Origin of the sequence: Mesotoga sp. UBA5557 (genome assembly GCF_002425715.1) — a bacterium.
GTDB lineage: Bacteria > Thermotogota > Thermotogae > Petrotogales > Kosmotogaceae > Mesotoga.
The window spans coordinates 1-25,582 of the sequence record NZ_DIMV01000092.1 but is presented as its reverse complement, the minus strand read 5'-3'; the positions used below and the strand labels follow the sequence as shown (position 1 = coordinate 25,582).

At 44.4% G+C, this 25,582-nt stretch carries 23 protein-coding genes; 14 read left to right on the top strand and 9 right to left on the bottom strand.

Going from position 1 to position 25,582, the window contains the following annotated elements:
• Positions 1 to 76 precede the first annotated feature (76 nt).
• The 4 genes from pepT to B3157_RS11555 form a co-directional block, all read right to left on the bottom strand.
• Positions 77 to 1,315, bottom strand: coding sequence for a peptidase T (gene pepT / locus B3157_RS11570; protein ID WP_214061447.1), 1,239 nt, complete (start codon positions 1,313 to 1,315; stop codon positions 77 to 79).
• On the bottom strand, positions 1,299 to 2,660 hold the full coding sequence (locus B3157_RS11565) for an MFS transporter (protein WP_214061446.1): 1,362 nt from the start codon (positions 2,658 to 2,660) through the stop codon (positions 1,299 to 1,301). Before B3157_RS11565 ends, pepT begins: the two co-directional genes overlap by 17 nt.
• A 392-nt stretch (positions 2,661 to 3,052) precedes the next feature.
• Positions 3,053 to 3,913 carry a DegV family protein gene (locus B3157_RS11560; RefSeq protein ID WP_214061445.1) on the bottom strand — a complete coding sequence of 287 codons (861 nt, stop codon included), beginning with the start codon at positions 3,911 to 3,913 and terminating at the stop codon, positions 3,053 to 3,055.
• 136 nt (positions 3,914 to 4,049) lie between these two features.
• Positions 4,050 to 5,381, bottom strand: coding sequence for a GH1 family beta-glucosidase (locus tag B3157_RS11555; RefSeq protein WP_214061444.1), 1,332 nt, complete (start codon positions 5,379 to 5,381; stop codon positions 4,050 to 4,052).
• 216 nt (positions 5,382 to 5,597) lie between these two features.
• On the opposite strand from B3157_RS11555, the gene B3157_RS11550 reads away from it, so the two are divergent.
• The 7 genes from B3157_RS11550 to B3157_RS11520 all read left to right on the top strand — a co-directional run bounded on the left by B3157_RS11550 (position 5,598) and on the right by B3157_RS11520 (position 11,380).
• Positions 5,598 to 6,695 (top strand): sodium ion-translocating decarboxylase subunit beta, encoded by a 1,098-nt coding sequence (locus B3157_RS11550; RefSeq protein WP_099829849.1) that lies wholly within the window; start codon positions 5,598 to 5,600, stop codon positions 6,693 to 6,695.
• 14 nt (positions 6,696 to 6,709) lie between these two features.
• Positions 6,710 to 6,841: a hypothetical protein gene (locus B3157_RS11545; RefSeq protein WP_292590614.1), complete on the top strand. Its 132-nt coding sequence runs from the start codon at positions 6,710 to 6,712 to the stop codon at positions 6,839 to 6,841.
• A 73-nt stretch (positions 6,842 to 6,914) separates the two neighbouring features.
• Positions 6,915 to 7,952 carry a 3'-5' exoribonuclease YhaM family protein gene (locus B3157_RS11540; RefSeq protein ID WP_214061443.1) on the top strand — a complete coding sequence of 346 codons (1,038 nt, stop codon included), beginning with the start codon at positions 6,915 to 6,917 and terminating at the stop codon, positions 7,950 to 7,952.
• A gap of 93 nt (positions 7,953 to 8,045) precedes the next feature.
• Positions 8,046 to 9,893, top strand: a complete 1,848-nt coding sequence (locus B3157_RS11535; protein ID WP_292590613.1) for a CehA/McbA family metallohydrolase — start codon at positions 8,046 to 8,048, stop codon at positions 9,891 to 9,893.
• Positions 9,894 to 10,377: 484 nt separating this feature from the next.
• On the top strand, positions 10,378 to 10,581 hold the full coding sequence (locus B3157_RS11530; protein ID WP_214061441.1) for a hypothetical protein: 204 nt from the start codon (positions 10,378 to 10,380) through the stop codon (positions 10,579 to 10,581).
• Between the two features lie 140 nt (positions 10,582 to 10,721).
• Positions 10,722 to 10,940 (top strand): ATP-binding cassette domain-containing protein, encoded by a 219-nt coding sequence (locus tag B3157_RS11525; protein WP_292590612.1) that lies wholly within the window; start codon positions 10,722 to 10,724, stop codon positions 10,938 to 10,940.
• 23 nt (positions 10,941 to 10,963) lie between these two features.
• Entirely contained in the window at positions 10,964 to 11,380 is a 417-nt protein-coding gene (locus tag B3157_RS11520; protein ID WP_292590611.1) for an ATP-binding cassette domain-containing protein, read from the top strand.
• A 142-nt stretch (positions 11,381 to 11,522) separates the two neighbouring features.
• Here the strand turns inward: B3157_RS11520 and B3157_RS11515 are convergent, their stop codons facing one another.
• Entirely contained in the window at positions 11,523 to 11,972 is a 450-nt protein-coding gene (locus tag B3157_RS11515; RefSeq protein WP_214061440.1) for a hypothetical protein, read from the bottom strand.
• Between the two features lie 317 nt (positions 11,973 to 12,289).
• Here B3157_RS11515 and B3157_RS11510 point away from each other — a divergent pair, with 317 nt between their 5' ends.
• From B3157_RS11510 to B3157_RS11495, 4 genes are read left to right on the top strand one after another with little or no spacing between them, the layout of a single operon-like run.
• A complete protein-coding gene (locus tag B3157_RS11510; protein WP_214061439.1) occupies positions 12,290 to 12,688 on the top strand; it encodes an OsmC family protein in 399 nt (132 codons plus the stop codon).
• Positions 12,689 to 12,720: 32 nt separating this feature from the next.
• Entirely contained in the window at positions 12,721 to 14,589 is a 1,869-nt protein-coding gene (locus tag B3157_RS11505; protein ID WP_214061438.1) for a thiamine pyrophosphate-dependent enzyme, read from the top strand.
• A gap of 13 nt (positions 14,590 to 14,602) precedes the next feature.
• Positions 14,603 to 15,184, top strand: coding sequence for a 2-oxoacid:acceptor oxidoreductase family protein (locus tag B3157_RS11500; protein WP_214061437.1), 582 nt, complete (start codon positions 14,603 to 14,605; stop codon positions 15,182 to 15,184).
• 5 nt (positions 15,185 to 15,189) lie between these two features.
• Entirely contained in the window at positions 15,190 to 16,113 is a 924-nt protein-coding gene (locus tag B3157_RS11495; RefSeq protein ID WP_292590610.1) for a carbohydrate kinase family protein, read from the top strand.
• Between the two features lie 69 nt (positions 16,114 to 16,182).
• Here B3157_RS11495 and B3157_RS11490 read toward each other — a convergent pair whose 3' ends face one another.
• The 3 genes from B3157_RS11490 to B3157_RS11480 form a co-directional block, all read right to left on the bottom strand.
• The gene (locus B3157_RS11490; RefSeq protein WP_292590609.1) at positions 16,183 to 17,802 is read right to left on the bottom strand and encodes a hypothetical protein; all 1,620 of its coding nucleotides are present in this window, start codon (positions 17,800 to 17,802) and stop codon (positions 16,183 to 16,185) included.
• 24 nt (positions 17,803 to 17,826) lie between these two features.
• Positions 17,827 to 17,973, bottom strand: coding sequence for a hypothetical protein (locus B3157_RS11485; RefSeq protein WP_214060494.1), 147 nt, complete (start codon positions 17,971 to 17,973; stop codon positions 17,827 to 17,829).
• A gap of 68 nt (positions 17,974 to 18,041) precedes the next feature.
• On the bottom strand, positions 18,042 to 19,748 hold the full coding sequence (locus tag B3157_RS11480; protein ID WP_214060495.1) for a M3 family oligoendopeptidase: 1,707 nt from the start codon (positions 19,746 to 19,748) through the stop codon (positions 18,042 to 18,044).
• Positions 19,749 to 19,921: 173 nt separating this feature from the next.
• On the opposite strand from B3157_RS11480, the gene B3157_RS11475 reads away from it, so the two are divergent.
• From B3157_RS11475 to B3157_RS11465, 3 genes are all read left to right on the top strand, one after another.
• Positions 19,922 to 20,857 carry a carbohydrate kinase family protein gene (locus B3157_RS11475; protein WP_214060496.1) on the top strand — a complete coding sequence of 312 codons (936 nt, stop codon included), beginning with the start codon at positions 19,922 to 19,924 and terminating at the stop codon, positions 20,855 to 20,857.
• Positions 20,854 to 22,302, top strand: coding sequence for a glycosyltransferase (locus B3157_RS11470; RefSeq protein WP_214060497.1), 1,449 nt, complete (start codon positions 20,854 to 20,856; stop codon positions 22,300 to 22,302). Before B3157_RS11475 ends, B3157_RS11470 begins: the two co-directional genes overlap by 4 nt.
• A gap of 90 nt (positions 22,303 to 22,392) precedes the next feature.
• Entirely contained in the window at positions 22,393 to 23,559 is a 1,167-nt protein-coding gene (locus tag B3157_RS11465) for a MalY/PatB family protein (protein WP_214060498.1), read from the top strand.
• A gap of 294 nt (positions 23,560 to 23,853) precedes the next feature.
• On the opposite strand, the gene B3157_RS11460 is transcribed toward B3157_RS11465, so the two are convergent.
• The gene (locus tag B3157_RS11460; protein ID WP_292590608.1) at positions 23,854 to 24,555 is read right to left on the bottom strand and encodes a class I SAM-dependent methyltransferase; all 702 of its coding nucleotides are present in this window, start codon (positions 24,553 to 24,555) and stop codon (positions 23,854 to 23,856) included.
• Between the last annotated feature and the right edge of the window lie 1,027 nt (positions 24,556 to 25,582).

Here is a 25,582-nt window from a genome sequence, read left to right as displayed (position 1 = left end):
CCAAAACAAAGCCGCTTCTCGCTGTCTTGTGGAACAATCGCTCGTTTGTTAGAAATACCAAATACTGAACACTTCTTCAACTATCCAGATTTTCTCTTCTAGAAAAAAGCTCTGCAATCTTCACAATTACCATAACGGCCTTTTCCATCGAGCTTACCGGGATATACTCGTATCTTCCGTGAAAATTATGACCTCCGGTGAAGATGTTCGGTGTTGGGAGACCCATGAAAGAGAGACGCGCGCCATCGGTGCCCCCTCTCACTGGTGAAATCCTTGGTCGAATTGAAAGACTCTCCATAGCTCTTTCTGCAATTTCAACAAGGAACATCTTTTCTTCGATTTTCTCTTTCATATTATAATAGGAGTCTCTTGTCTGCAAACTCACCGTATCATCGCCGTATTTCGAATTCAAGAAGACCGCGATTTCCTTAATCATTTTCTTCTTTCGTTCAAACTTCTCCATATTGTGCTCCCTAATGATGTACTTCAGAATTGTCTCTTCCACTGAACCTCTTATACTGAGCAGATGGAAGAAGCCTTCTCTACCTTCCGTTGCCGCAGGTACTTCACTTGAAGGCAGCAGATCGTTGAACTCGCATGCTATCAGTATCGAGTTCTTCATCTTACCTTTTGCACTTCCAGGATGAATGTTCCTGCCTTTTACAACAACTTCGGTATTTGCGGCGTTGAACGTTTCGTACTGGATTTCGCCCAAAGCCCCTCCGTCAACTGTGTAAGCATAGTCTGCCCCGAATTTCTCTACATTGAAGTACTCAGTTCCCCTTCCTACTTCCTCGTCAGGAGTAAATCCTAGTCGGATTTCGCCATGCTTGATCTCTGGGTTTGAAATGAGGTACTCTATTGCGGAAAGAATCTCCGCAATTCCTGCTTTGTCGTCTGCTCCTAGCAGAGTAGTTCCGTCTGTCACGATCAGCCTTTCACCAACATACTCTTCGAGCTCAGGAAAGAGCCGGGGATCGATGAAGATATCCTTGTCTTTGTTAATGACTATCTTGCCTCCTTCATAATCAACAATTGAAGGCTTGATATCTTTGCCGCTCATATCTGGGCTCGTGTCCATATGGGCTATGAATCCCAAAACCGGAAGTCCATCACCAGCATTTGACGGCAAAGTCGCCATTACGTATCCGTGGTCATCCAATGTCACTCCTTTCAGACCCATTTCCTCCATCTCCGTTTTGAGAATATGAGCAAGATCAAGCTGACTGGCAGTTGATGGAAACGAATCTGATTCAAAACTTGAGGTAGTCTCTACAGATACATACCTTAGGAACCGTTCAATCACTCTTTCCATTTGTTCTCTCCTTCCGTTGTTTAGCCTTGTTCTTATGTACTAGTACTTCGATAAGCTCTCTAGGTCTTGCCGCAAGTCGATTAGCTAACACTGCAGCCGAATTAAAAACCATTCCCGACACAGAGACCACCTTTCTCGTCTTGACTCTCTTCAAGAAAATCAAAGAGACGCCTCTGAGAACAAAAGTAACGAAGAACAGGATCTGGATGCCGAAAAACCTGTGTCCACCAACCATCCAAGTGAACCTGTTCAGATATGCAGCGAAAAATCCTCCCACCAGGGAGCCAACAAGAGCCGAGGCACCGTTGGTGAATGAAAGCAAAGCATAGTAAGACTGGGCGTCAACCCCGCTAAGCAAGTCGAGCATTGTGGTGAATAAACAGAGGTTTATGGCGCTCCATGAAGCGGTCCCGATAAAAGTATCAATATACAACAGATAGACCGTCCCGGTGTCCATAAACAACCACAGGATTGTCTTGAGGAAAGCCCCAAGAACCCCAAACTCAAGGACCGCCTGACTCCCGATTTTGTCAGCGATCTTTCCCCACAACAAGTAAAACAGTATTGTTAGGAGCGAACTGAAGACATTCAGTATACTAAGAAATGAGTAATCCAGTTTCATGTTGACTAGCTCATGATAAGCGAAAAAGGGCGAGGTAATAGCTATTGAGAAGCTCCAGAAGGAGTAGAATCTCAAATACGGCATGAACCTTATGTCTTTAGTGACGGCCCTGAACAAACCTCGACCATGACTTATTTCGTGGGGAGGATCGTTATGAAACCCCAAGAGCACGAGGCTGACTAATGCACTTGCCACTCCAAAAGCAGTGATCAGAATGAAACCCATTCTTCCGGGCACCGAATCAAGGATAAAGGCGTAGAACAACGTTATAAACATATTCGTGAAAGTGAATATCACGTTTCTCATGCTGAAGAATCTAGCAGCACCTTTTAACGGCGCCACATCTCTTATAATCGAAACCCAATAGTTTCCGGTAAGACTCGCCGCAAGCGAGAAGAAGGCAAGAATAGTCAGCAGAAGTGACTGCCTGTTTATTCCAAGAGCAAGCGTGATAGGAATAAAAGCCGTAGACAGCCTGCTTGCGGAAGCGCAGATCATCATCGCCCGCTTTCGGCTCTTGACAATTCTCAAGAAGGATGGAGCCAGCAGCTGAATGAACTGGGAAACCGAAGGAAGAACGCCAATCAAGGCTATCACCGGTTCAGATGCCCCAAATTCGAGTGCAAGCCCTGTACCAAGAAAACCCTGAGTTATCAAGAAGAACCCGTTGTATATTGCACCCTCAAAAACCGAGAGAATCCTAGTCTGCCGATTCTTATCCAATCAATACATCTCCGGACGACGTAGAGTAATACAAACAGTGCTACTGCATATTATCGCAATTTACTGGCAAAACAACTACGAGAGAGATCACTTTGTCTACTAAAAAATCTTTAGAAGACCCGCGAAGATGCCTATTAACGAAATGTTTACAAACTAAAAGCCGATAATTCCACTCTACTATCTTGACAAACCCGATCGATTTGGGTACAATTAATTCAAATAGATAAGAAACCTTGCAACCCCAAAAGCTCAACCGGTCATTAAAAAAGACAAAGCACCTGAAAGCAATATGCAAGTCCCAATTACCCCCCATATTGTTGAATGGACGTGCATGTTGAAACCCCCTGGAATATCCCGACTTTTAAGCCGCCAATTGGCGGCTTTCTTTTTTACTACTCAATAATCGCTGCAACACCTACGAGACCAGGACCTGTATGACACACAAGAGACTGAGAAATTTGACCTGTTATCACATCATCTATTCCTGCAGCCTTAATCTCTTCTATTGCCATTCTAAAGAATTCCATTGTCTTTTCACTCTTATCTGAAGTATATGCGGCAATGTTCAGAAGCCTCTTGCCTTCAATGAAATTCAAGAGATTCTTCACAGAAGCCCTGACGGCTCTCTTCATGCCTCTCTCTTTTGAAACACTGTGATAGACTCCATCTTCTCCAACGGTTATTACGGGTTTCAGGTCAAGAATATCACCTATAGTTGCAGTAACTTTTCCTATTCGTCCTCCAGCCTTTAAAAACTTCAGAACAGGTATGCAGAAAAAAACCTTAGATTTCTTTACAGAAGCGTGAATTTCGCTCACAACCTTTTCAAAGGCAAGACCACTCTTAACCATATCTATCCCCTTCATAGCGAGCAGCCCCGAGCCAATCGAAATATTCATTGAGTCGACTACCTCGACCTTCACATCGGAGTGCTTTTCGGAGAAGTCTCTGACAAAAGTCTTCACTTGACCAAGCGTTCCGCTCAGACCGCTGGATATTCCAATATAAAGCATCTCCTTGAATCCCTTTTCATAAAGGCTGTCAAAAGCCTCACCGATTTCCGACTGTCTTGGAAGAGATGTCTTGGGAAACTTATCTTCCATATAGTGAAGCAGATCGGGTGTGGATATGTCGATGTTGTCTCTGTACTCCTTACCATCCAGAACTATCTTCAAAGGTACAACTCTAACGTTATCTCTTGCTTTCATCTGTTCAGGAAGATCACAACCTGAATCGACAATAAATCCAATCATCTGGCAAACCCCCTGTCATACAAGCTAATTACATACCTCTCTTTAAGACCGGCGTCTAGATTGCTGCGTTCACAGTTCGAAGAGTTAAACGTTGAAACGACCGTTTCTAAGTCAGTTATGTCTACCAAAATCTGATTCACAAAGACCGAAGGAAATCCCTGTAATAGTTGAAACTCTTCTTTGGAACTCGTTTCAGATCGTTTTTGAAGTCCACGTATACCAAACCAAACCTCTTGGAGTAACCTCGTGCCCATTCGAAATTGTCCATCATAGTCCAGACAAAGAAGCCCCTAAGATCCACTCCTCCCTTGATCGCGTTAAGAGCAGCTGAAAAGTGCTTTCTAAGGTAATCAATTCTCGGGCCATCGTCAACGTTGCCATCAACCAAAGCATCTTTGCTTGCGATACCGTTCTCAGTAACATAGATCGGTTTCCTTCCGTATTCTTTGAAGACCTTGAATAGAAAACCTTCTAGACCTTCTGGGTAGATCTCCCATCCCATCTCGGTCTTCGGGAGGTCTCCCTGAACAACTTCGCTGCCAAGCACGCTTGATTCTTGGCTTCTAACAAGGTTTCTTGTATAGTAATTCACACCCCAAAAGTCGAACGGCGTGGATATTAGTTCCATATCTTCATCTTCGATAGTTGGGCTCACTCCTGCAATCTCGAACCTTGAGAAGAGTTCGGAAGGATACTCGCCAGTGATTGGGGTTTCAAAGAACCACCCGTTTACGAATTGATCATAGAGTCTTGCCGCTCGAAGATCAGCTCTGGAATCGCTGGCAGGCTCAACAAAAGCAGATACATTGGTTAGACCAATCATGCCGTCTCTCACTTCTTCCCTAAAACGCTTTACCGCTTCACCATGAGAAAGCAAAAGGTTGTGAGCAACGGAAAGTGAAATCCTCAAATCTCTCTTTCCGGGTGCGTGTTCCCCCCAGAGGTAACTGACGTGGGATGAGCAATACGGTTCGTTCATAGTTATCCAGAGCTTCACCCTGTCACCGAATTTGCTGAACATACTGCTGGAGTAATCGCCAAAGTAATGCCTTATTTCTCGGGACTCCCATCCATTAAATCTTTCCTGCAGTTTAAGAGGGAGATCCCAGTGGTAAAGAGTAACAACAGGCCGAATACTCCTCTTAAGAAGTTCATCAATCAGTCTATCGTAGAAGTCGATTCCCGTCTGGTTTATCTGTCCTCTACCTTCAGGAAACACTCTTGGCCAGGATATGGAAAATCTGTAGGAGTTCACTCCGAGCCTAGTCATAAGCTCAATGTCTTCCAAGTACCTGTGGTAGTGATCGCAGGCAATATCGCCATTTTCCCCGGAATCTATTCGTCCTGGTTCATGGGTGAAATCTGACCATATCGAAGGCCCTTTACCTTCTTGCAGGTCTGCGCCCTCAATCTGATAAGAAGCCGTTGCAACACCCCAAAGAAAGTCCTCAGGAAAACTTGCTCGCAAAGAGATCCCCTCCTAGCCAACTTCTCACTTTACAAATCCTACCACATTACTCTTTCCAACATGTAGAATCAGAGGTCGGTAAGAACCAGGAAATCTGTCCCATCTGATCAAAAGCCTTCGGCTTGTATTAGTATTGATAAAGAAAGCAGTTCCGAATTTGTCGGTTCTTGATTTCTCCATGCTAGGAGTTGAATTCATTTCTGGGAGGCAGCACTGATGAATCTACTGTCGAATTTCGTTATTCCCGCGCAAAACTTGATAATGTTTGCTATTGGCGGAGTTCTGATCTATCTAGCGATAAAGAAAGAATACGAGCCGATGTTGCTTCTTCCAATCGGTTTCGGAGCAATACTCACAAACATTCCGGGATCATCGGCTATTGGAGAACATGGAGTGCTAACTATCCTATACGAAGCTGGAATTGCAAATGAGCTCTTTCCTGCCTTGATCTTCATCGGGATTGGAGCGATGATCGATTTCGGACCTCTTCTTCAAAAACCGGTCATGTTCTTCTATGGAGCAGCTGCCCAATTGGGGATCTTTCTGACGATAATTGTGGCTGCTCTGCTGGGATTTGATATAAGAGAAGCGATCGCTATCGGGATAATCGGGACCGCGGATGGTCCGACATCAATCTATGTCGCAAGCAGATTGGCCATTCACATGCTTGGGCCGATTTCAGTCGCCGCGTATTCCTATATGGCTCTTGTTCCGGTAGTTCAACCACCCATTATTAAGCTTCTTACTACCAAGGAAGAGAGAAGAATAAGAATGGATAATAGAACCGAAAAAGTCCCCAAGTACGTTAAAATCCTCTTCCCGATTCTTGTTACGCTTCTTGCCGGTATCATCGCCCCTGTAAGTGTAGCTCTGATCGGAATGCTCATGTTTGGGAATCTGATAAGAGAATCGGGAGTTCTGAACAAGTTGAGTAATGCTGCTCAGAACGAGCTCTCAAACATCATCACTTTGTTTCTTGGAATCGCCATCGGTTCTACTATGACGGCCAGCGCATTCCTGAACTCCAGAACACTGTTGATTCTTCTAATGGGATTAGTTGCTTTCGTACTTGACACTATGGGTGGAATCATTTTCGCAAAGGTTTTCAACCTATTTAGAAAACAGAAGATTAACCCTATGATTGGCGCAGCAGGAATATCGGCTTTTCCTATGTCGGCAAGGGTTGTGCATAAGATGGGACTCGAAGAAGACCCGAACAACTTCTTAATAATGTACGCAACAGGCGCGAACGTAGCCGGGCAGATCGGCTCCGTTCTAGCCGGCAGCATAGTTTTGGCGATCTTTTTAAGATGAAAGGAGCATAGACAATGAGTGAAGCAGTCTCTAGTAGCATCGCGATTTTTCTTGAAGGTTATCCTACGATATTTGTCGCTACGATTGCCTTCTTCATAATGATAAAATTGCTAATGAAGTCTACCTCAAGAAGGAATGAGAAATAGGTCGCTGCAGCACGTTTCTTTTATCAATAGACCTCGCCTGGGGACTTCAAAAAGCACGAAAAGGAGAGTTGCCATGATTGATGGAAAAAACGGCACTTACCCTGTGCTTACCGAAATCCTTAGAAAATACGATACATCCTTCGACAGAATAGAGAATTTCGTCAACTCGAAGCAGGGCTTTTTCTTCATTTTCAGTTCAAAAAGGGTTGAAGGAAGTAGAGGTCCTTACTACGACTGCATTGTCGGAGACTCCAGAAACAGAATCGATGCAAAGGCATGGATAAGCGAACAGGGCTGTTTGGAACCTGTGATAGGTAATGTGGGCCTTGCTGACTATCTTATGGATGATAGATACGGGTTGAGTATTAAAATAAGAAGGCTGTTCTCGGTAGATGAGATGGAAAACTACAGTTCCGGTTCGATTTCACAGTTACTTCCGGTTGTCGAAGATCCTGAGAGAATCGTATCGGAAGTACGCGAACTTATCGAATCTGTCAAAGACGACTATCTGAAGGCCCTTGCAGAAAAGCTTATTTCAGAGGACGGGCCTTGCCCAGACTTCTTCGAAGCGCCGGCAGCCAAAATGTATCATCACGCCAGAATAGGAGGACTTGCGGAACACAGCCTTTCGGTAGTCAAGTACGCACTTGCTCTGACTGAGGTTTCTGGATCAAGAGCAAATATCGACAGGGACCTCATAATCACCGGGGGACTCTTCCACGATATTGGAAAGACAATATCATATACCACAGAATCATTCGAATTCGACTACTCAGATGAGGGTTACCTTGAGGAACACATAGCGATCGGCGCAAGAATCATTGAGATTGAGATTTCAAAGATCAAGGGTTTTCCTGAAGAAAAAAGAAAGACACTGATCCACATAGTTCTGAGTCATCATGGGGAACTGCAGTTCGGTTCTCCCGTTACTCCAAAGACCCGCGAAGCAATTCTCATATGGCTTTGTGACAATCTCGATTCGAAGCTTGATAGCTTCGAGACCAACGCTTCCACAGCTTCAAAGGGAAGCAAATGGACTGCTTTTTCAAAGATGTTTCAAAGCAGACTATACTTAGGTGAACGAGAGAACGAAAAGGAGTCTGAATTCTGATAAATCAGGCTTCCGCCTAGATAGATTGTATTAACAACTGATCGTTGTCTTTTTCCGTATCAACATACAATCAAACTGCGAAAGGGTGATTTGATGAAGAATTTTATCCTGGTGTTTCTCCTGGTCTTTGCTTATATAATTCTCGTTGGCGGGGAGTTAACGCTTTTCTTTGGAAATCCTCATTCTCACACTTCTTATTCTGATGGCACTGGATTCCCTGAAGAAGCGTATTCGTATGCAAAGGGTGTACCCAATCTTGACTTTCTTGCTATAACTGATCACGCTTATTACTTCGTTCAGGACCTCCCCGACGGAAGAGATAAGCTGGCAGCGACTATAGAGGCAGCCCGGCAAGCATCATCTGCCGATTTCCTGGCACTTGCCGGATTCGAGTGGACGGCTACTGGCACCGGACACATCAACGTCTACGGCACCAGCGATTGGACTGATAGAGTCAAGTCTGATCTATGGCATTTGTACGACTGGATTATCGAACGTAACGCAGTTGGGCAGTTCAACCACCCGGTGAGAGTCTTCGGAGACAACTTCAAAGATTTTCAGTACTCTCCGGAAGCAGATCTCCATATGAACCTGATAGAAGTAGGAAACGGAAACTGGTGGGAAAACGATACAATTGTAGACGAGATGTTCGAAGCTTACCTTCAGGCACTTGGCAAGGGTTGGCATCTCGGAGCAACTCTTGGTCAAGACAACCACAAACCTAACTGGGGCGGAGCAAACGATTCCAGAACAGCCGTATATGCACGCGAGCTGACAGAAGAAGCAATTTTAGAGGCATTCATCAATCGAAGGACCTACGCGACTGAAGACAAGGACATCTTGATTCACTTCTCGACCGAAGAAGCCTTCATGGGAGATATCGTGTATGATACAGATCAAGTTAATTTGTGTATCTCCATAAAGGATACAGCAGACGATCCGCTGGAAATAGTCAGGATTTATTCTCTGGAAGGATTGTTTGCAGAGTTTCTGGTTGACGGCAATGAATGTGTTCTTGAGCTCGCCGTTGATATAAAAACGGGTTTCCAGTACTTCTTCATATACGCAAGGGGAAAAGACGGTGAGGAAGCGGTATCTTCACCAATCTGGATTCAGAGGTCTCACCCGATCCATCTTCACAACCCGAGCGCTTATCCTGAGAGCGTGAAGCCGAGAGAGAGCGTTACACTTTCCTTTCAGCTCTCCAATGTTGAGCAAGGAGAGGCTTCTTCATTGTTGCAGATTACCAATTCCCGCGGAGAGATACACAGCGAAATCGTCACACTCCAAGGATTTGAATCCAAAATAATTAACTTAAGAAGGGAAGTAGAGGAATACGATGGAGAGTTATCATTCTTTCTCGACTCAATTCTATATTCAGTTTTGAAACTCAATATCAGGAGCGCATCTTCATTGAACATTCTACTGGATAGGAGCCACGTCAACTTCGCCAGTAACGAACGAACCAAGTTGCAGACGTCACTCGAAGATATGGGTCATAAGCTTCTTGCTGCCGATAGGATTTTCAAGGCAGGAGAGCTCGATACTATAAACGTTCTTCTTCTCCCTCTACCAGGTGCTGGTGGAAGTTTTGAACGACTGAAGATGCTCATGCCGCAACAGGCACTGATCATTAAAGAGTTTGTCGAAGATGGGGGGACACTAATAATTACCGGAACTGGTGAAGAGATCAGTGAGGAGGTTCTGTCCACATACAACATGCTATTGGAAGATATGGGTATTGCATGCAGCTATGAAGGACGCATAACCGAAGAAGTAAGAGAGATTGATGGAGTCTTCTTTGATGGGCTGTCTCGGTTGGTCGGAGAATCAGGAAGATACCCCCTGGGTCGAGGCGAGGTGATTTTACTTCCTGGCGACCCTTTTACAGACGATGTTATTGATAGTAACGGAGAGCTGATTGATCAGCTGTTCAAATAACAGAAGGGCGGGACGTCTAATGCTCAGCTGCAGTGAATAATTTGGCTCACTTTGCTCTCGGTCGTACCGCTTATTCCGTTATCCTCCTAATTCAGAAATCTTAGGCAGAACTAGAATTATTTACCTCATGACAGAGCAAGGTCATTAAAGTTAAAATACGCTTTAGAGAATCTTTGACTTTGAAGTTGAGAATACTTACTTGTTGTGCTATAACTTGCCAGCAAAAAACAGCTTATGGAAGGAGGCATAGTTTGATGTTAATTAGATTCAGAGTTCAGGCAACCGTTTTCCTCAACCGGGTTTCCGGTGATGCCACGCTATGCCACGCCTTCTTCCATCGTTCGGGGTATAAGATCGTATAACGAAAAGGAATAATGAAGGACCGTGGCGAGTAAGAGCCACGGTCTTTTTTTGACTATCGGAGGTGATCAAATGTCATAGTAAATTGCGGTCAGTGAGTTAGCAGGATTTTACGGAGAAGCAAATGGATGCAAGAACGAAGAGAGGAGAGCCCGTCATTAGTTACAGTCAGCCTCGCCCGCCGGAAACGGGACAGGTTCTCCTAAAGGCCAAGGGGGTAAATATGTCAATAGTAATCGTTCCGCTAAGAAAGAAAAGAAGTGACGATTTCGGGGTCCTTCCGCCATTCATATGCAAACCGGAAAGTCTTGATAACCTTCCGAAGTAAGCAGATAACAGGAGGAAACCCAACTATGAGGAGAATACGAGGCTCAAAGAGTGCTTTTATCGATGGTTTGGTTTAAAAGCAGAAAGTTGAAATGGAAAGCAAATTCAGCAGACCTCATTATCTTTGAGGAGGTGAAAAAAGTGGCAGACGCTTTGCTTGCCAATAGTATCGTAAAGACTTTCAAGAAGAACAAGAAGGAAGTCAAAGCGTTGAAAGGAGTTAGTTTAAGAATAAAGGAAGGAGAGATCTATGGTCTTCTCGGTCCAAACGGCTCAGGAAAATTTACCTTTATAAGGATTGCCTCCACACTCTTGATACCTGACAGGGGGGCATATAGATTTTTGGATATGACTCAGTGAACAACTCTGCGGCGGTTTAAAGAGTGATAAACAGGGTATCCGTCGAGGCCAGTTTTTTCAGAAAACTGTCGGCTGTCGAAAACCTCTGTTTCGCGGCAGGACTTTATGGAATACCAAAACGAGAAGCCTTGAGGAGGATCAGCTCTCTCGCAGAGAGGTTCGGTCTGAATCTGAAGAGACTGAAAGATTCTCTCGAAGACTTTTCGAGAGGCATGCAGCAAAAGGTAGCCATAGTTAGAGCTTTCATGACTGAACCCAGAATGCTCTTGCTCGACGAACCAACAACAGGACTCGATCCAAGAGCAAAAAGAGATGTACAGAGCCTACTAAAAGATGTAAAAGAGACTATGAACACGACGATGCTTCTGACAACACACGACATGGACGAAGCAGAGAAGCTCTGCGACTATGTGGCCATAATCCATCTCGGAGAATTGTAGCTTCCGGAAGACCATTGGAGCTTAAGAAGCAGTTGCTCGGAAGGATTGAGAACCCAAGCTTCGAAGATGTCCTTCTCGAGTTCACCGGTGTGAGCATGGAGGAAGCAGAGTATCAGGAGGTAGAGTCGGCATGAGTTCGCAGTCAATTGCTCAAGAGCTCCGAGCCTCTTGGGCCTTCATCGAAAGGAACTTCAACTTCACCCTCCAGAGAGTGGTCCATGCTGACGACACCATGATAGCACTCCATGAAAGGCACAAATGAAAACGGCCCCATAATTCCCGGAGAGTAGAATCTGACGGGCCAAAGGTAAGGGTCTATTATCTTGATCTCTCCATCGATCTTGACTTTCTCATCCTTCATTTTGAGACTCACTCTTTCTGTTGAGAAGTGATTATCTCCGATTTCGACGGAGAATCGCTTTGTGTCGGAATGAAAATCATCGAAGGGATAAACGAAATTTCCGGATTCATTTCTGCTGCCTGAAAGGAACTGGATGAAAGAATGCGATTCGTTTTTTGAGGAAGCCGTTGAGACGCCGGGAATCACTGCAAAGGACTTTTGCTTTCTCTTGTCAACAAACTTGAATACCACCCCTCAAAGAAGCGCTTCTTCAGAGAATTGCCATGATATAGATAAGAATTGAACAGCGCACCGATACTCATAAGCCACCTCCCTGAGAGTATTTTACCTTTGACTGCGATCAATGCGTCGGGTTAGCCAGTGTACATCTTCTTCTGGACAATTGAATGTTAAGATTGATTATCATTAAGCAATTCACTCGCAGTGCGTTAAGGCCATCTGAAATAGATATCAACTGCCTCTTCTGTTGTGGTCTCTTATGCCTGACAGCTATTTTGGATGATGTTGGTTTACTCGATGCAGTTCATCTTAACCAAAGGGGGAACGAAATGGGAAGCAAAGTTCATGTGAAGGTTGAGTTCACGGGAGGCTTCACCGGTACAGGAATAACAGATTCCGGCTACAAAGTGAAAATCGGTTCAGATGGTGCGGTACCTTACGACCTGCTCCTAATGAGTCTGGTATCGTGCTTACACGCTACATTCCTCGATATTCTAAACAAAAAGAAAATTGACTTCACTTCTGCAGATATTGAAGTATGGGGAGAAAAGAGAGAACAAGTCCCCACCACTCTCAAAATATGCGAGATGAAGATTGGGATCAAGGGAGTAGATCTGTCTCACAGAAGTTCGGTCGAGAAGTCTTTCGAACTTGCAACAAAATACTGTTCAGTATACAAGACCGTTTCCAGCGTGGCAGAGATCGTCTGGGAAGTGAATTTTGACTGATAGGCGACAATCTTGTCGAGAGGTGGGACATTATGAAAAAAATGGGTGAGATGCTCTCGTCTCCAAACAGCGGTTCAGAAATAATGATAGGAAATACCGCGATTGTAAGAGCGATGCTGGAAGCAGGTGTTAGGGTTGTTACTTCGTATCCCGGATCTCCCACTCCAGAAATTGCAGCTGCAATAGCTTCGATTCCCGCGGAAAGAAATCCGATGTACTTCGAATTTTCAGTAAACGAGAAGGTTGCCACCGAGGTTGCCTTTGGAGCTTCTATCAATGGTCATCTTTCGTGCGTGTTCTTCAAGAGCGTCGGCATAAATGTGGCTGCAGATACTTTCGTTCAACTCTCTCTAATGGAACTCATTGGAGGCATGGTAATTGTATTGGGCGATGATCCGGGAGCAAACTCCTCACAAAATGAGCAGGACAACCGTCACTATGCGCATCTCTCATACACTCCAATCCTAGAGCCTTCAACACCTTCAGAAGCATACTCGATGTTTTTAGAAGCATCAAGACTTTCGCAAGAGATGCGTATGCCTGTAATTGTGAGACTCTCGACTCACGTATGCCACGCCAAAGAAAAGGTGGAGTTTAAGGAATTGGTTTTCCAGGTGCAAGATAACCGGCCAAAATTCAGTCTTGAGAATGGGCCATATATTCCAATAACTGCTGAAGCTCTTAAAATGAAGCGAAGAGCTCTGAAGAAACTCGAGGAGTTCAGAAAGACTACGGAGAAAAGCTGCCTGAATAGTGTCATTGAAGGCTCAGACAAATCAAGAGGGGTAATCACGGCCGGAGCCCCATTTCTCTCTCTTCAGGACGTCCTTAGTCTGTCAGATAAACGTCCGGATATTCTCAAGCTGGGAATAGTGCACCCTCTTTCTGAAAAGGAAGTTGTGGATTTCCTTTCTTCTCATGAAGAGGTAAAAGTCCTTGAAGAACTTGACAACGTGATAGAGAAAGAAGTCAAGGCAATTGCGTATGACCACAAACTGAATACAAGAATAACTGGAAAGCAAGACATCGAGGACTGGATAGGAGAGTATACACCAGACAAAGTTAGGGAGGTATTGTCAAGAATCTGGCCTGACGTTGTCAGTCCTCCTGGAGTAGAAACTGAGCCAATCGAGCTTGCGCCAAGACCAGCTCAGATGTGCCCTGGCTGCGGTCATAGATCAGCATTCTACGCCATCAAGAAAGTCCTGCATGCCTCTGATATTTCCGTGGCAGACATTGGATGCCATACACTCGGGTACCTCGAGCCGTATAGAGTGGGGAAAGTACTTCTTTGCATGGGGCATTCAAGCGGAACTGCTTCCGGCCTTTCATTATTCAATGACACAAGAAGAGTCGTGGCCTTCCTTGGTGATTCCACTTTCTTTCATGCAGGACTACCGGGCATTGTCAACGCGATCTTCAACAAACACAATTTCACACTGATTGTCATGGAAAATGGCACAACAGCAATGACGGGTCATCAGAATCATCCCGCCGTAGGGCGGAACTTCAGAGAAGTGACTCAGAAGATTCCCGTTAGGAAGGTTCTGGAAGGACTGGGTGTAGATAATATTCGAGAAGTCGATGCCTACAACCAGTCAAAGCTTAAGCAGTACGTTGAAGAAGCCCTGGCAGAAGACGGCCTCAAGGTCATTATCGCCAAACATCCATGTATGTTGAAGTTCACAAGAGAATTGCGCAGAAGCGGTAGGTCGCTGCCGAACCCCGTGAGAGTCGGCAACAAATGCAACAGGAAGTACATTTGCGTCAGTGACTTTGCATGTCCCAGCTACCAGCTTTCTGATGACGGTTCGGTCTGGGTACAAAACGATCTCTGCATAGGAGACAGATCTTGCGTCCAGACATGTCCTTCGGATGCGATTGCTTCCGAAGATAGATAAAGGATGTGAGAGAATGGAGAAATTCGACATATACATTACGGGAGTTGGCGGTCAGGGAATTGGTCTCCTCAGTGAAGCTCTATTAAGAGCGATCGACCATTCCGAGCAGAGGGGTATTGGGGCAGACACACACGGATTGGCTCAGAGAGGTGGCATGGTTTCTTCTCACTTAAGAATCGGTCACGGTGCCTACTCGGTTCTGATAATGAAGCACAGCGCAGACATGGTTATAGCACTTGAGCGCCATGAGGCTCTGAGAGGAATGGGAAACTATCTGAAGAAAGGCGGAACACTTATATACTATGATACTGTCTGGCAACCACTGGAAGTTCGTCTAGGAAGAGCAGAAGAGATTAAGAATGAAGATATTGAGCGAGAAGCCGACAAGAGAGATGTAAAGGTAGTAAAGGTATTGGTCGAGAATTTGAAAGATTCTAGAATGCAAAACGTAGTTCTCATGAGCAAGATTGCTCATGAGGGGCTTATTCCAGGTGTAACCGTTAAACATTTCGAACTAGCTCTCTCAGACCTTATGGAAGGAGACCTGCTCAGGAACAATCTTGAGCTCTTTGGAGAGCTTTCCAAACAAGGGTGATTAACATGGCCTTCGATGTTGCAGTTATTGGTGCGGTCGGGATCGATACGAATGTCTATCTGTCGGATTCTAAAGTAAATCTCTCGGTCGAAACGAGTTTTGGCGAGAACCTTGATTGCATAGGACAAGCAGGTGGATATGCCTGCCAGGGTTTTGAGAGACTTGGTTATAGAGTCTGCTTTGTTGGTTATGTCGGCGAAGACTTCTCAGGGAAATACATTCGACAGATTCTTACAGAGTTGGGTATAGACACTAGTCTGCTGATGATAGACCCACTAGGAACGAAGAGAAGCGTAAACCTCATGTATATGAACGGAGGCCGAAAGAACTTCTATGATGGCAAAGGAGCAATGAACCTCTGCCCCAATATCGAAGACATTAGGTCACATCTATCTGGAACAAAGCTAGCCCATGTAAACATCGTGAACTGGACTAGATTTCTGCTTAAACCACTGAAAGAAGAGGGCCTAATTCTTTCGGTAGATATCCAGGATGTCACTGACTCAGACGATCCCTATAGAAAGGACTTCATAGAAGAGGCTGATGTTCTATTCTTCTCTTCAACAAACTTCGCTGACCCGTATCATCTGATCAAGAAGTATCTCGAAATTAGAGGCGACAGGATAGTCGTATGTGGAATGGGAAAGAGGGGTTGCGCAATTGGCTCAAATAAAGGTATTGAGCACTTTGATCCAGTTGAATTGGAAGAACCCGTTGTGGACGCAAATGGAGCCGGCGACAGCCTCGCCGTAGGTTTTCTTTCAAGTCATTACTTCGAAGGCTATTCAATAGAAGACGCGATTCTGAGGGGTCAGATAGCGGCTAGATATTGCTGCACAAAAAAGGGAACATCATCGGAGCTAATAACGAGTGAGCATCTAGATAGGCTGTTCAAACAGATCAATACAAGTCGCAAACAAGATCAGTAAACGCTCCGGGATTATCTCTGAGTCAATCAGAAGAGGAGTGCCGGCTAAGAGCCGGCATCCCCTCTACTTTCATTCAGGTCTCACATCCGGAAAGACAATTACGTCTTTACTTGGCAGACCCACGAAAAGCACTTCATTTGTTACGTAATTCATCACTACAATCCTGTGCATGCCCTGCTGGTCCTTCTCAGTGAAGTATACGAGATTCCCTTCTATCTTCACCGAAGGTACCGGCGCATCCATGAAGAGAGTGCTGTCAGATATTACCCTATCCCGGCCGTTCACCGTGTCAAACACATGCAAAGAGTCGTACAAGAAGTCCGCATAGTCCTCAGGATACTCAAAATAGACTATTTTCCCGTCTTCACCAAACTCAGCCCAGAAAGCCGGCGCATCTGTATTCAGTACAGACTCTGTGTCAAGCTGAACTATGTTTCCTTCGTAATCAATCACGAACGTCTTCTCGTTTGAAAGAAAGACAAAGTGATGGTAGTCTTCAATCGTTTCTTGCACTTCTCCAGATTCCACATCTATAATCGAGAACACATCCCAACCGGTGGACACAGCTATTCTTGATCCATCAGGAGACCATGCAACCGGTATCATACCGTAATCTGCCTCCATTGACCATAGAACGCTAATATCACTGTCAACCATCGAAATTGTCTCTCGCCAGGTGTCCATTAGCAAGAACCTTGTTCTGTCAGGCGAAAGCGAATAGACGTCAACTCCATCGAATCTCGCCTTTTTCTCACCTTCTACGACAACGCCGTCCATATTTTCGGAGATGTAAACGTAAGTACTGGCATCCAAGAACTGCCCGTATATGGAATTGACTAGCGTACCCTGAAGAACTCCCTCAATATCGTAGAATCCTATGCTGATTTTCTCAAAATCGAAGTTTACTGAAGTATATGATACTACCGAAACCTCCTCAGCAAGGATTTCGGTTAATCTCTTCGGCTCAGGAACTCTGGAAACCCAGGAGAAGATCCAGGAAAGTTCAGGATAATTCGCAACAAACTCCTGAATATTCGCGTTCAACGACGTTTCGTCATCTGAAAGCACAATCGCTCTGAATAACGCATTGACATTGTCCGGGACATATATATAGTAGATCAGAGCCAGGGCTTCGTGAATCTCCGTTCCATCATCATATGCTTTACCCTGCAGAAACCATTCTACTGCGTCATCGTAAAAGCCTTTCTCAAGATCAAGAATCCCATTCAGGTAGTAGAACATCGGTTCCCTCTCTAGCAATCGAGAGCTCTCGTTCAGCAGATTTCTTGCAGCATAAAAGTCATAGTCATCTATCATCCCAATGATGTAAGGTATTAGATAGTCAGTCTCCCCGAAATCCTCAACTAGAATTCTAGATACTATCAAATTCAGATCTGCAGGATACAGTTCAACAGATTGCTCATGTAGGAAGATGTATGTTTCTAGCTGCCCTTCTCCAAGTCTGTCAACAGATTCGCGGACTCTCTCTTCGGATAGATACCAGCTGCTGTTCATTGCCTTAAGATACAGAAGCAGCGAATCTTTATTGGGCTTAAGCTCAAAGAAGACTCCAGAGACATCCTCGGCATAGTCTGAGTAATAGTTCTCGAGAAGTCTCTCAATTCCGTACTTGATCACTTGAAACATAGGTTCTGGAACTTCATCAATCGAAGCCACTACATCTTTCAAAAGCGTTCCGTAGCTCTCGAAATCTTAGTTGTCATCGTAGATCTTCAATAAAGCCTGAAGGCTCTCCACATCCATAGGATTCTCGGCCAGCTTGGCTCTGAGTTCTTCAACTTGCGCCGTCACAATCAGCGGCGTAATGAGCAGAAGCAGTACGAATATTAGTCTTTTCATCGAAACACCTCCTCGGCCAATTCTAACGCTGTCGGTAGTGCATAGCTGCCACGTTGAAGTGTCTCTTCCTAGAAAGAAGCCAGCTCACTGTCGACAAAGATCATGAGCTCCGACAAGTACTCTTCTGAGAAATCGAATTCTATCCCAGCGCTTTCAAACAACTCATCAAGCGGCCTTGAGTAACCCATTGATAAGAACCTCTTGTAATCTTCTATTGCGCTTGATCCATTTTGCTTGTAATTTCTGTATATCGCAAGAGCACCGAGCTGAGCTATTCCGTATTCGATATAGTAGAAGGGGTTCGTAAAAATATGAGGCTGAAGAAGCCATCGGATTCTCTTTTCACTTTCCAGTCCAGTCCAGTCAACACCTGCATTGAAGCGTTCAAAGATTTCGGCAAACTTCTCGTCTCTTTCATCGGGAGAATGATCGGGATATGTATAGATCCACTGCTGAAACGAGTCAACAACCATGCACCAGGGTAAGAAGCTCAAAGTACCGGTCAGTTCTTCTCGCCTGGCAATTGTCATCTCATCTGCGCTGTAGTACTCGTCCCAGTAATCCATCGTCAGGAGTTCCATGGACATAGAGGCAAGCTCAGCTGCTTCATGCGTTGTATGTCTGTACGTGATCAACCTTTCGTCTGCCGTAGCAAATGAATGCATTGCGTGGCCAGACTCGTGAAGGATTGTCCGGACGTTTGCAGGAGTTCCCGTAGCATTCATGAAAATGAATGGAGCACCAGTCTCATCAAGAGGATAGTTATAGCCACCTGGAGCCTTCCCCTTTCTGTTTTCAAGATCTAGCAGGCCGTTATCCCTCATCTTGGATAAGTTTTTACCGAACTCTTGATCGACTCTCTCAAGAATCCTGATAGCTTTGTCAACAAACTCATTCATATTACTGAATGGTTTAAGCACCTTCCCTGAGGGTACAACATTCATGTCCCATGGTTTCAACCTCTCCAGTCCAAGCTCTCGACTTCTTTTCTCATTTAGCTTGGAAACGTAAGGAACCACTACCTTCTCTACTGAATCGTGGAATCTAAGCACATCCTCGACCGAATACGCAAATCTGTTTTTCTTCTGATGCATATAATCCCTGTAAGTTGCAAAACCTGCATTCCTCGCCTGCGGAACTCTTATCGAGAGAAGTTTGCCAAACAGATCCTCCATGCTCTCATGAACTTCTTTCAGCTTTGCCATCGAAAGGCGCCATGCCTCTTCCCTGATTGAACGATCAGGTTCAAGTTGAAACTTTGAGAGTTGAGACAGTGTGTACTCCTGTTCTCCATACTTAACAGTCAGAGAACCAATACTTGCCGCATATTCAGAACTTAAATTCTTCTCCTGAACCTCCAGAGGAAGGTTCTCCTCTCTGAATAGTTTTACTGTATTGGAGACGATCGTATCGAAGTTCTCGTATCTGATTCGATCTAATTCGCTTCTGAAATCACTGTCTAAATACTTTTTCATCAGCATAATCCTATAAGGCTCCGCTTTGGAATATACCTCAGCGTAGAATCTTGAGTACTCCTGCCTCTTATCCTCGCTGTCGGCAGCCCTAGTCATGTCTATATACTTCCACGCGAGTCTTTCCTGAAGAATCATGAACAACTCACTCCAGAAGTAAAGAAAATCCTCAAGAGAAGCTCTATCTACTATCGGATACTCTTCCAGTCTCCTGAGCTCTTTCTCAAGGTCTTCCCATATGGAGAGGTCAACGTCTTCGCCGACATATCTTCTCTGAAGCTTTCTAATTGTCTTGCCACTCATTATTGAACCTCCTGTCTCGAATATGTGTAGTCAGTGTAAACTTAATTATACACGGTCCGCCCTTCAGTCGTTGAACACTAGATCTCCATAAACCAATGTTTTAGAAGATCCTGGCTCAGTTATTGGAAATCGTTCCTGCAGTGATAGACTTATCATTAGAAGGAGGCATTGAATTGTCGCGAATTGCCGTTGTTGGTGAACTGCTTATTGACCTGATATCAAGCAGTTTTGTGAGAGATCTTGGCGAAGCTACTTCTTTCGAAAGATACTTTGCCGGTTCTCCAGGAAACCTTGCTGTAAATCTTCATGATCTAGGTGTTGACGCAACTCTTCTCTCCAGAGTAGGCGATGATTCCTTTGGAAGAGCTTATCTTAAACACCTCGCTTCGCGAGGAATAAATATCTCTTATGTTCAGAGAGACGCGGAAGCACATACTTCAATCGTATTCGTTTCGAAGTCACAATCATCCCCACAGTTCATAGCTTTTAGAGGTGCGGATTGTTTTCTTGAAGAACCGGTGGATATCGTGAGTTTTCTCGAAGATGTGGAATTCATTCATTTCACATCTTGGCCATTCTCATGTGAGCAGTCGCGGCTGGCGTGCATGAAGCTGGTGAGAAAGGCATTGGAAGCGGGAATAAAGATAACATTTGATCCCAACTACAGAAGGGTTCTCTGGGATCGAGAGGATGATGGTTCGGAATTCATAAAGGAATTCCTGAAGTATGCATTCATTGTAAAACCTTCTGAAGATGATGCCTTACATATCTTCGGTACCGGAGATCCTCATGAATACATTGATAAGTTTCATAATGCCGGCGCCTCAAATGTCGTCCTGACTTTGGGCCACAAAGGATCTGTGATTTCTGACGGTCACAAAACTGAAACACTCTCTCCATGCGCAAGAAGAGTAGTGGACACCACCGGTGCTGGAGATGCTTTTTGGTCCGGTATCCTATATGGCCTCCTTCAAGGGAAGGATATCTTTGAATCGGCCGCTTATGGGAACTATTGTGCCGCCTTTAGAATCGAACATGAGGGAAAGGATGTAATTCTGCCTTCTATAGACGCTTTGAAGGCCATTTTCGAGGCAGGTGATGACTTGTGAGAGTGGCATTTATAAATCCCCAGGGAAACTTCGATAAGAATGACAGCTACTGGACAACGCATCCGGACTTTGGAGGTCAGCTGGTCTATGTGAAGGAAGTTGCATCGGCTATGTCAGAAATGGGGATCAACTGTGACATAATAACGAGAAGGGTTATCGACGACAAATGGCCTGAGTTTGCCGAGGAATTGGATTCCTATCGAGGAAAAGATAGCCTCAGAATCATAAGAATCCCTTTCGGTCCAGAAGGCTTCTTGAGCAAGGAGAGACTTTGGCCTTTCTTGGGGGAGTTTGCAAGACGAATTAGAGAATTTTATTCGTCGGAAAGAACTTTACCGAATTTCGTTACTACTCATTATGGGGACGGAGGTTTGACGGGAGCTATGCTATTCAAAGAGACAGGAATCCCATACTCTTTCACAGCCCACTCCCTTGGGGCTCAAAAACTCGACAAACTACTGCAGACTGGAGCTGACCGTGCAGAGATAGAATCGAGATTCAATTTTTCCTTCCGAATAGCGGCTGAACGCATTTCGATGAAGTATTCGGCAGTCAACTTTGTTTCCACTTCTATGGAGAGGTTCCAGCAGTACAGTCACATACTCTATCGAGACTTTTCGGAAGTGGGCAACGATTCAAAATACTCCGTTGTTCCCCCGGGAGTCAACACAGACATCTTCGCTGCAAGTCCTACTGAACTTGACACAATCATTGAGAAGAGATACAAAGAGGCGGTAGAGAAATTCTCTAAACCGTCCAGACTCCAACTCCCGATGATCATCATTTCTAGCAGATTGGAACAGAAGAAGAATCACATGGGAGTAGTAAGGGCCTTTTCTAGCGACGGCAAACTGAACAGTTCCTGCAACCTTATTATTGTTACTCGGGGTCTGAATAATCCCTATGATGAGTACAAATCTCTTCAAGAACCTGACCGAACTGTTCTGGGCGAGATTATTGATCACATTTTCAAGAATAATCTCGAAGAGAGAGTCCTCTTTATGAACATAGAGAATCAGTTGGAGCTTTCAGCTCTATACAGAATAGGGGCAAAGAGAAGATCTGTTTTTGCCCTTACTTCCCTGTATGAACCGTTCGGACTTGCCCCAATCGAGGCTATGGCCTGCGGTCTACCGGCTGTTGCAACATCTAGCGGAGGCCCTACAGAGAGCATGAGAGAAAACAATGTTGAATACGGAGTGCTGGTGGACCCTCTTGAAACGGATGATATCGCCAGAGGGTTGAAAAGGGTCCTTTTCACCAGTGAAGATTTCTGGAATGAATTGAGCTCGAGAGGTATTGACCGTGTTACTGAGAAATACACATGGCGTTCTACTGCGGAAGGTTATCTTAACCAGATCAAAGAGAAAATCAGGTGTGAATATCCAGAGCCTGAAATCCCGGACTATCTTTACTCTGGTGATGCCATCCCCTTCATTGAGTAATCTGCCTGTATAACAATCGGCATTCCGGGGAGCTCTGCCGAAGAACCCGCAGTAGCCGGCTAACAATTTCGTGGATGACGGAGGGAAGATGTGAAGTACAACTTTGACAGAGTTATCGAAAGAAGAGGAACGAATTGCATAAAATGGGACCACGCCAACCTTTTCTTTGGGCGGAATGATCTGCTACCGATGTGGGTTGCCGACATGGACTTTGAGTCACCTCCCGAAGTTATTGAAGCGATAGTTGCCAGAGCTAGACACGGCATTTATGGTTATACTGCGAGATCAGACGGATATTACGAATCGATTGTAAGATGGCTCAACAAGAGACATGGATGGAAAATCGAAAAGGAATGGATTTCACATGCACCGGGAGTAGTAGCGGCAGTTCACATAGCGGTGATGGCGTTTTCCCATCCAGGTGACAAAGTGATTGTCCAAACTCCAGTCTACTATCCTTTCTTCAAAGCGATTACAGAGACAGGACGTCAGATGGTTCGGAACCCTTTGAAAGAATCCGGTTTACATTACACAATGGATTTTGATGATCTTGAGAAGAAGATCGATTCAAGAACGAAGATTCTTATTCTCTGTAGTCCTCACAACCCGGTTGGAAGAGTATGGAAGGAAGATGAGCTTTCTAGACTCACTGATATTTGTTTCAGGAAAAACGTTCTAATAGTATCAGACGAGATCCATTCAGACCTGGTTTTTGGCAACTGCAAACATATTCCAACCGCGGCGATTTCTGAAAGTTCATCATCTATCACGTTGACTTGTTTGGCGCCAAGCAAGACCTTTAATCTCGCAGGGCTTTCATCTGCAGCAGTGATCTCTTCAAACAGAAGACTTCTCGACGAATACTCAAACATGCTGAACTCTTTGGGCGTAGGGATGTCGAATGTTTTCGGTACGGTTGCTCTCGAAACAGCTTACAACCATGGAGAAAAATGGTTGGAAGAGCTGTTGAAGTACATAAATGCCAACTTTGAGTACATGAGAGACTTCTTGAAAACCAACTACTCAGAAGTGAGAGTCACTGAGCTTGAAGGCACTTATCTCGCATGGGTTGATTTTAGAGCTACGGGTATGAGCGTTGAAGAACTTAGAAGTTTTCTCTACGAAAAGGCAAAAGTCGGGTTTGAGGATGGTTCAGTATTCGGTATCGAAGGAGAAGGATTCATGAGAGTAAATCTCGCATGCCCCAGAGCTATACTTGAAGAAGCAATGAAGAGATTGATGGAAGCCAGGAAGTGATCCAAAAGTCAAACTACTTCGAAACTTCGTAACTTACTCCGAAAGAGAGAAAAGAAATACATAGAGACTTAAGAAACGGTCACGTCGAGTTAATTGACATATTGTTTGTTTCAACTAGAATAATTTAAGGACTAGAACCTAATGCAGAACTTAAAACACCAGCTTTGCTGTTCGACACGACACGATTAAACAGATGCAGATATTCTAACCCCACCCCTGTTCGGAAATTCCCAAATCGCAAACAGACCCTCAAAGAGAGGGTCTGTTTATTGTTATATAAATGTCCTCGGCCACTTATCTGTTTAACTTGAACGAGGTGTATCGTCTGTTATCGGTAAACACAATGTTGAGACTGACAATCTCAGAAACTCTCTTCATTGTATCTAGGGTATAGAAAGATATGTGACTCATATCCCTCATGTAGTACCATTCTATGAATTCCTGTCTGTCCTCAGGATGGAAGAGCGTCATCACTGATAGAACTCCATCATCTTCTAGGCAGTCGGAAAGCATTTTGAAATACGCAATGGGTTCATCTAGGTGTTCAAAGACTTCTGTTGAGGTTATGAGGTTGTACTTTTTCCCCAGAAAGACCTTCTCTGGCGAAAAGTAGGAATCATATATCTCCATATTGAATCCATAATCCCTTTCAAGTATCTTTGCAAGAACCGGTGTTGGACCACTCCCAAAATCAAGCCCTCTTCTTCCTTCAGATAGAAAATCGGTGACTGCAGTATCGATAAAGTCTCTGAAATAGGCAACGTATCTTGGATCGTCAATGCTGTTATTGTGTCTTCTATAGATCTTTAATTCATCTTCCGGAGAGATCCGATCTGCCTCGTGTTTCGAGATGAAACCGCAGTTATCACAGCAATTGTAACCCACCCCGAATTTGCGGTGAACAATTCTTTCGGTTTTCGAGCCGCATATTAGGCAGTTAACAGCCTTCCTTTCATCAATCGCAATTGTCTCCTTCAGTTCTATTAGATTATACATCAGGCGTCCAGTCGAGCTGTTTAGTGCAGGCAAACGAGTACACCATTTGGGCTATTGTGAGATTCTATGATGCAGTAATTAGAATTTATGCACAGTGAAGTTGATCATTTCCAACAATCTTGCAGTATTTGGAAACAATCAGTCGTCATTGAAGTGCATATTTCTCCAAAGAGCATACGAAAGATGGTGAACTTCACTATTTTTCTTTAGTACAGAACAAATTATGGAAATTAGTTGAAAAGTAGTTATTATAATTGAAGATTCTTTTAGTTCACGCCTTGACTTTTTATGTTTTGTTGTGATATATTATAAATGTAGAACCAGAAATTAATAAAAAGGGGTGTAGATATGAGAAAAGTTAAGGATCCAGCTTCCATTGAAAGAGCCGTTCAGAAGTTCAAGGAAAAGGTTGCCAAGGAGTCTTTCCCACAGTATCTATGAAGGAGGTGAGAAAGATGAAAGGAAGAGAAAGGAAGATTCATTACAAGGAAAGAGAGTTCTACCCGGAGATCGTTGAAGATTCACTGAGAGCTAGACTGATTAACGTTAGGTAAGAGAGGAGGAGGAGAGTAGATCAGATTTAAAGAGAAGAGAAACTTGAAGGCAATAGACAGATTGATCGAGAGTGAAAGACAGCGTTTACAGTAATCTATTAATCAGTCCAAGATTCTAAGACCATTTAACTCCGTAGAGAAGGAGGTAAGATCATGAGAGAGAAAAGAAGAGAGAATTTGGCAGATGTGGATAGGTATTTAGAGAAGGTAAAGACCGATGCTCTGAAGAGATACATGACCTCCATCCACAGCTGAGAAGAAGGCGAGGCGTGTTAATTGAGAAAATCCATTACAATACTCCATACCAAATAACTGAAGATCCGTTCCATAACTTTCTAAAGGGTCTTCAGTTTTTTGTGTAAGACTCTGTGGAAAGAGATGGAAGAAATGAAGGCGTAAAATACACCCCTCACCTTCGGTGATCATTTACACTTGTTTGGAAAGAGCCATGGTAGTGAACGTTACGGGAAAAG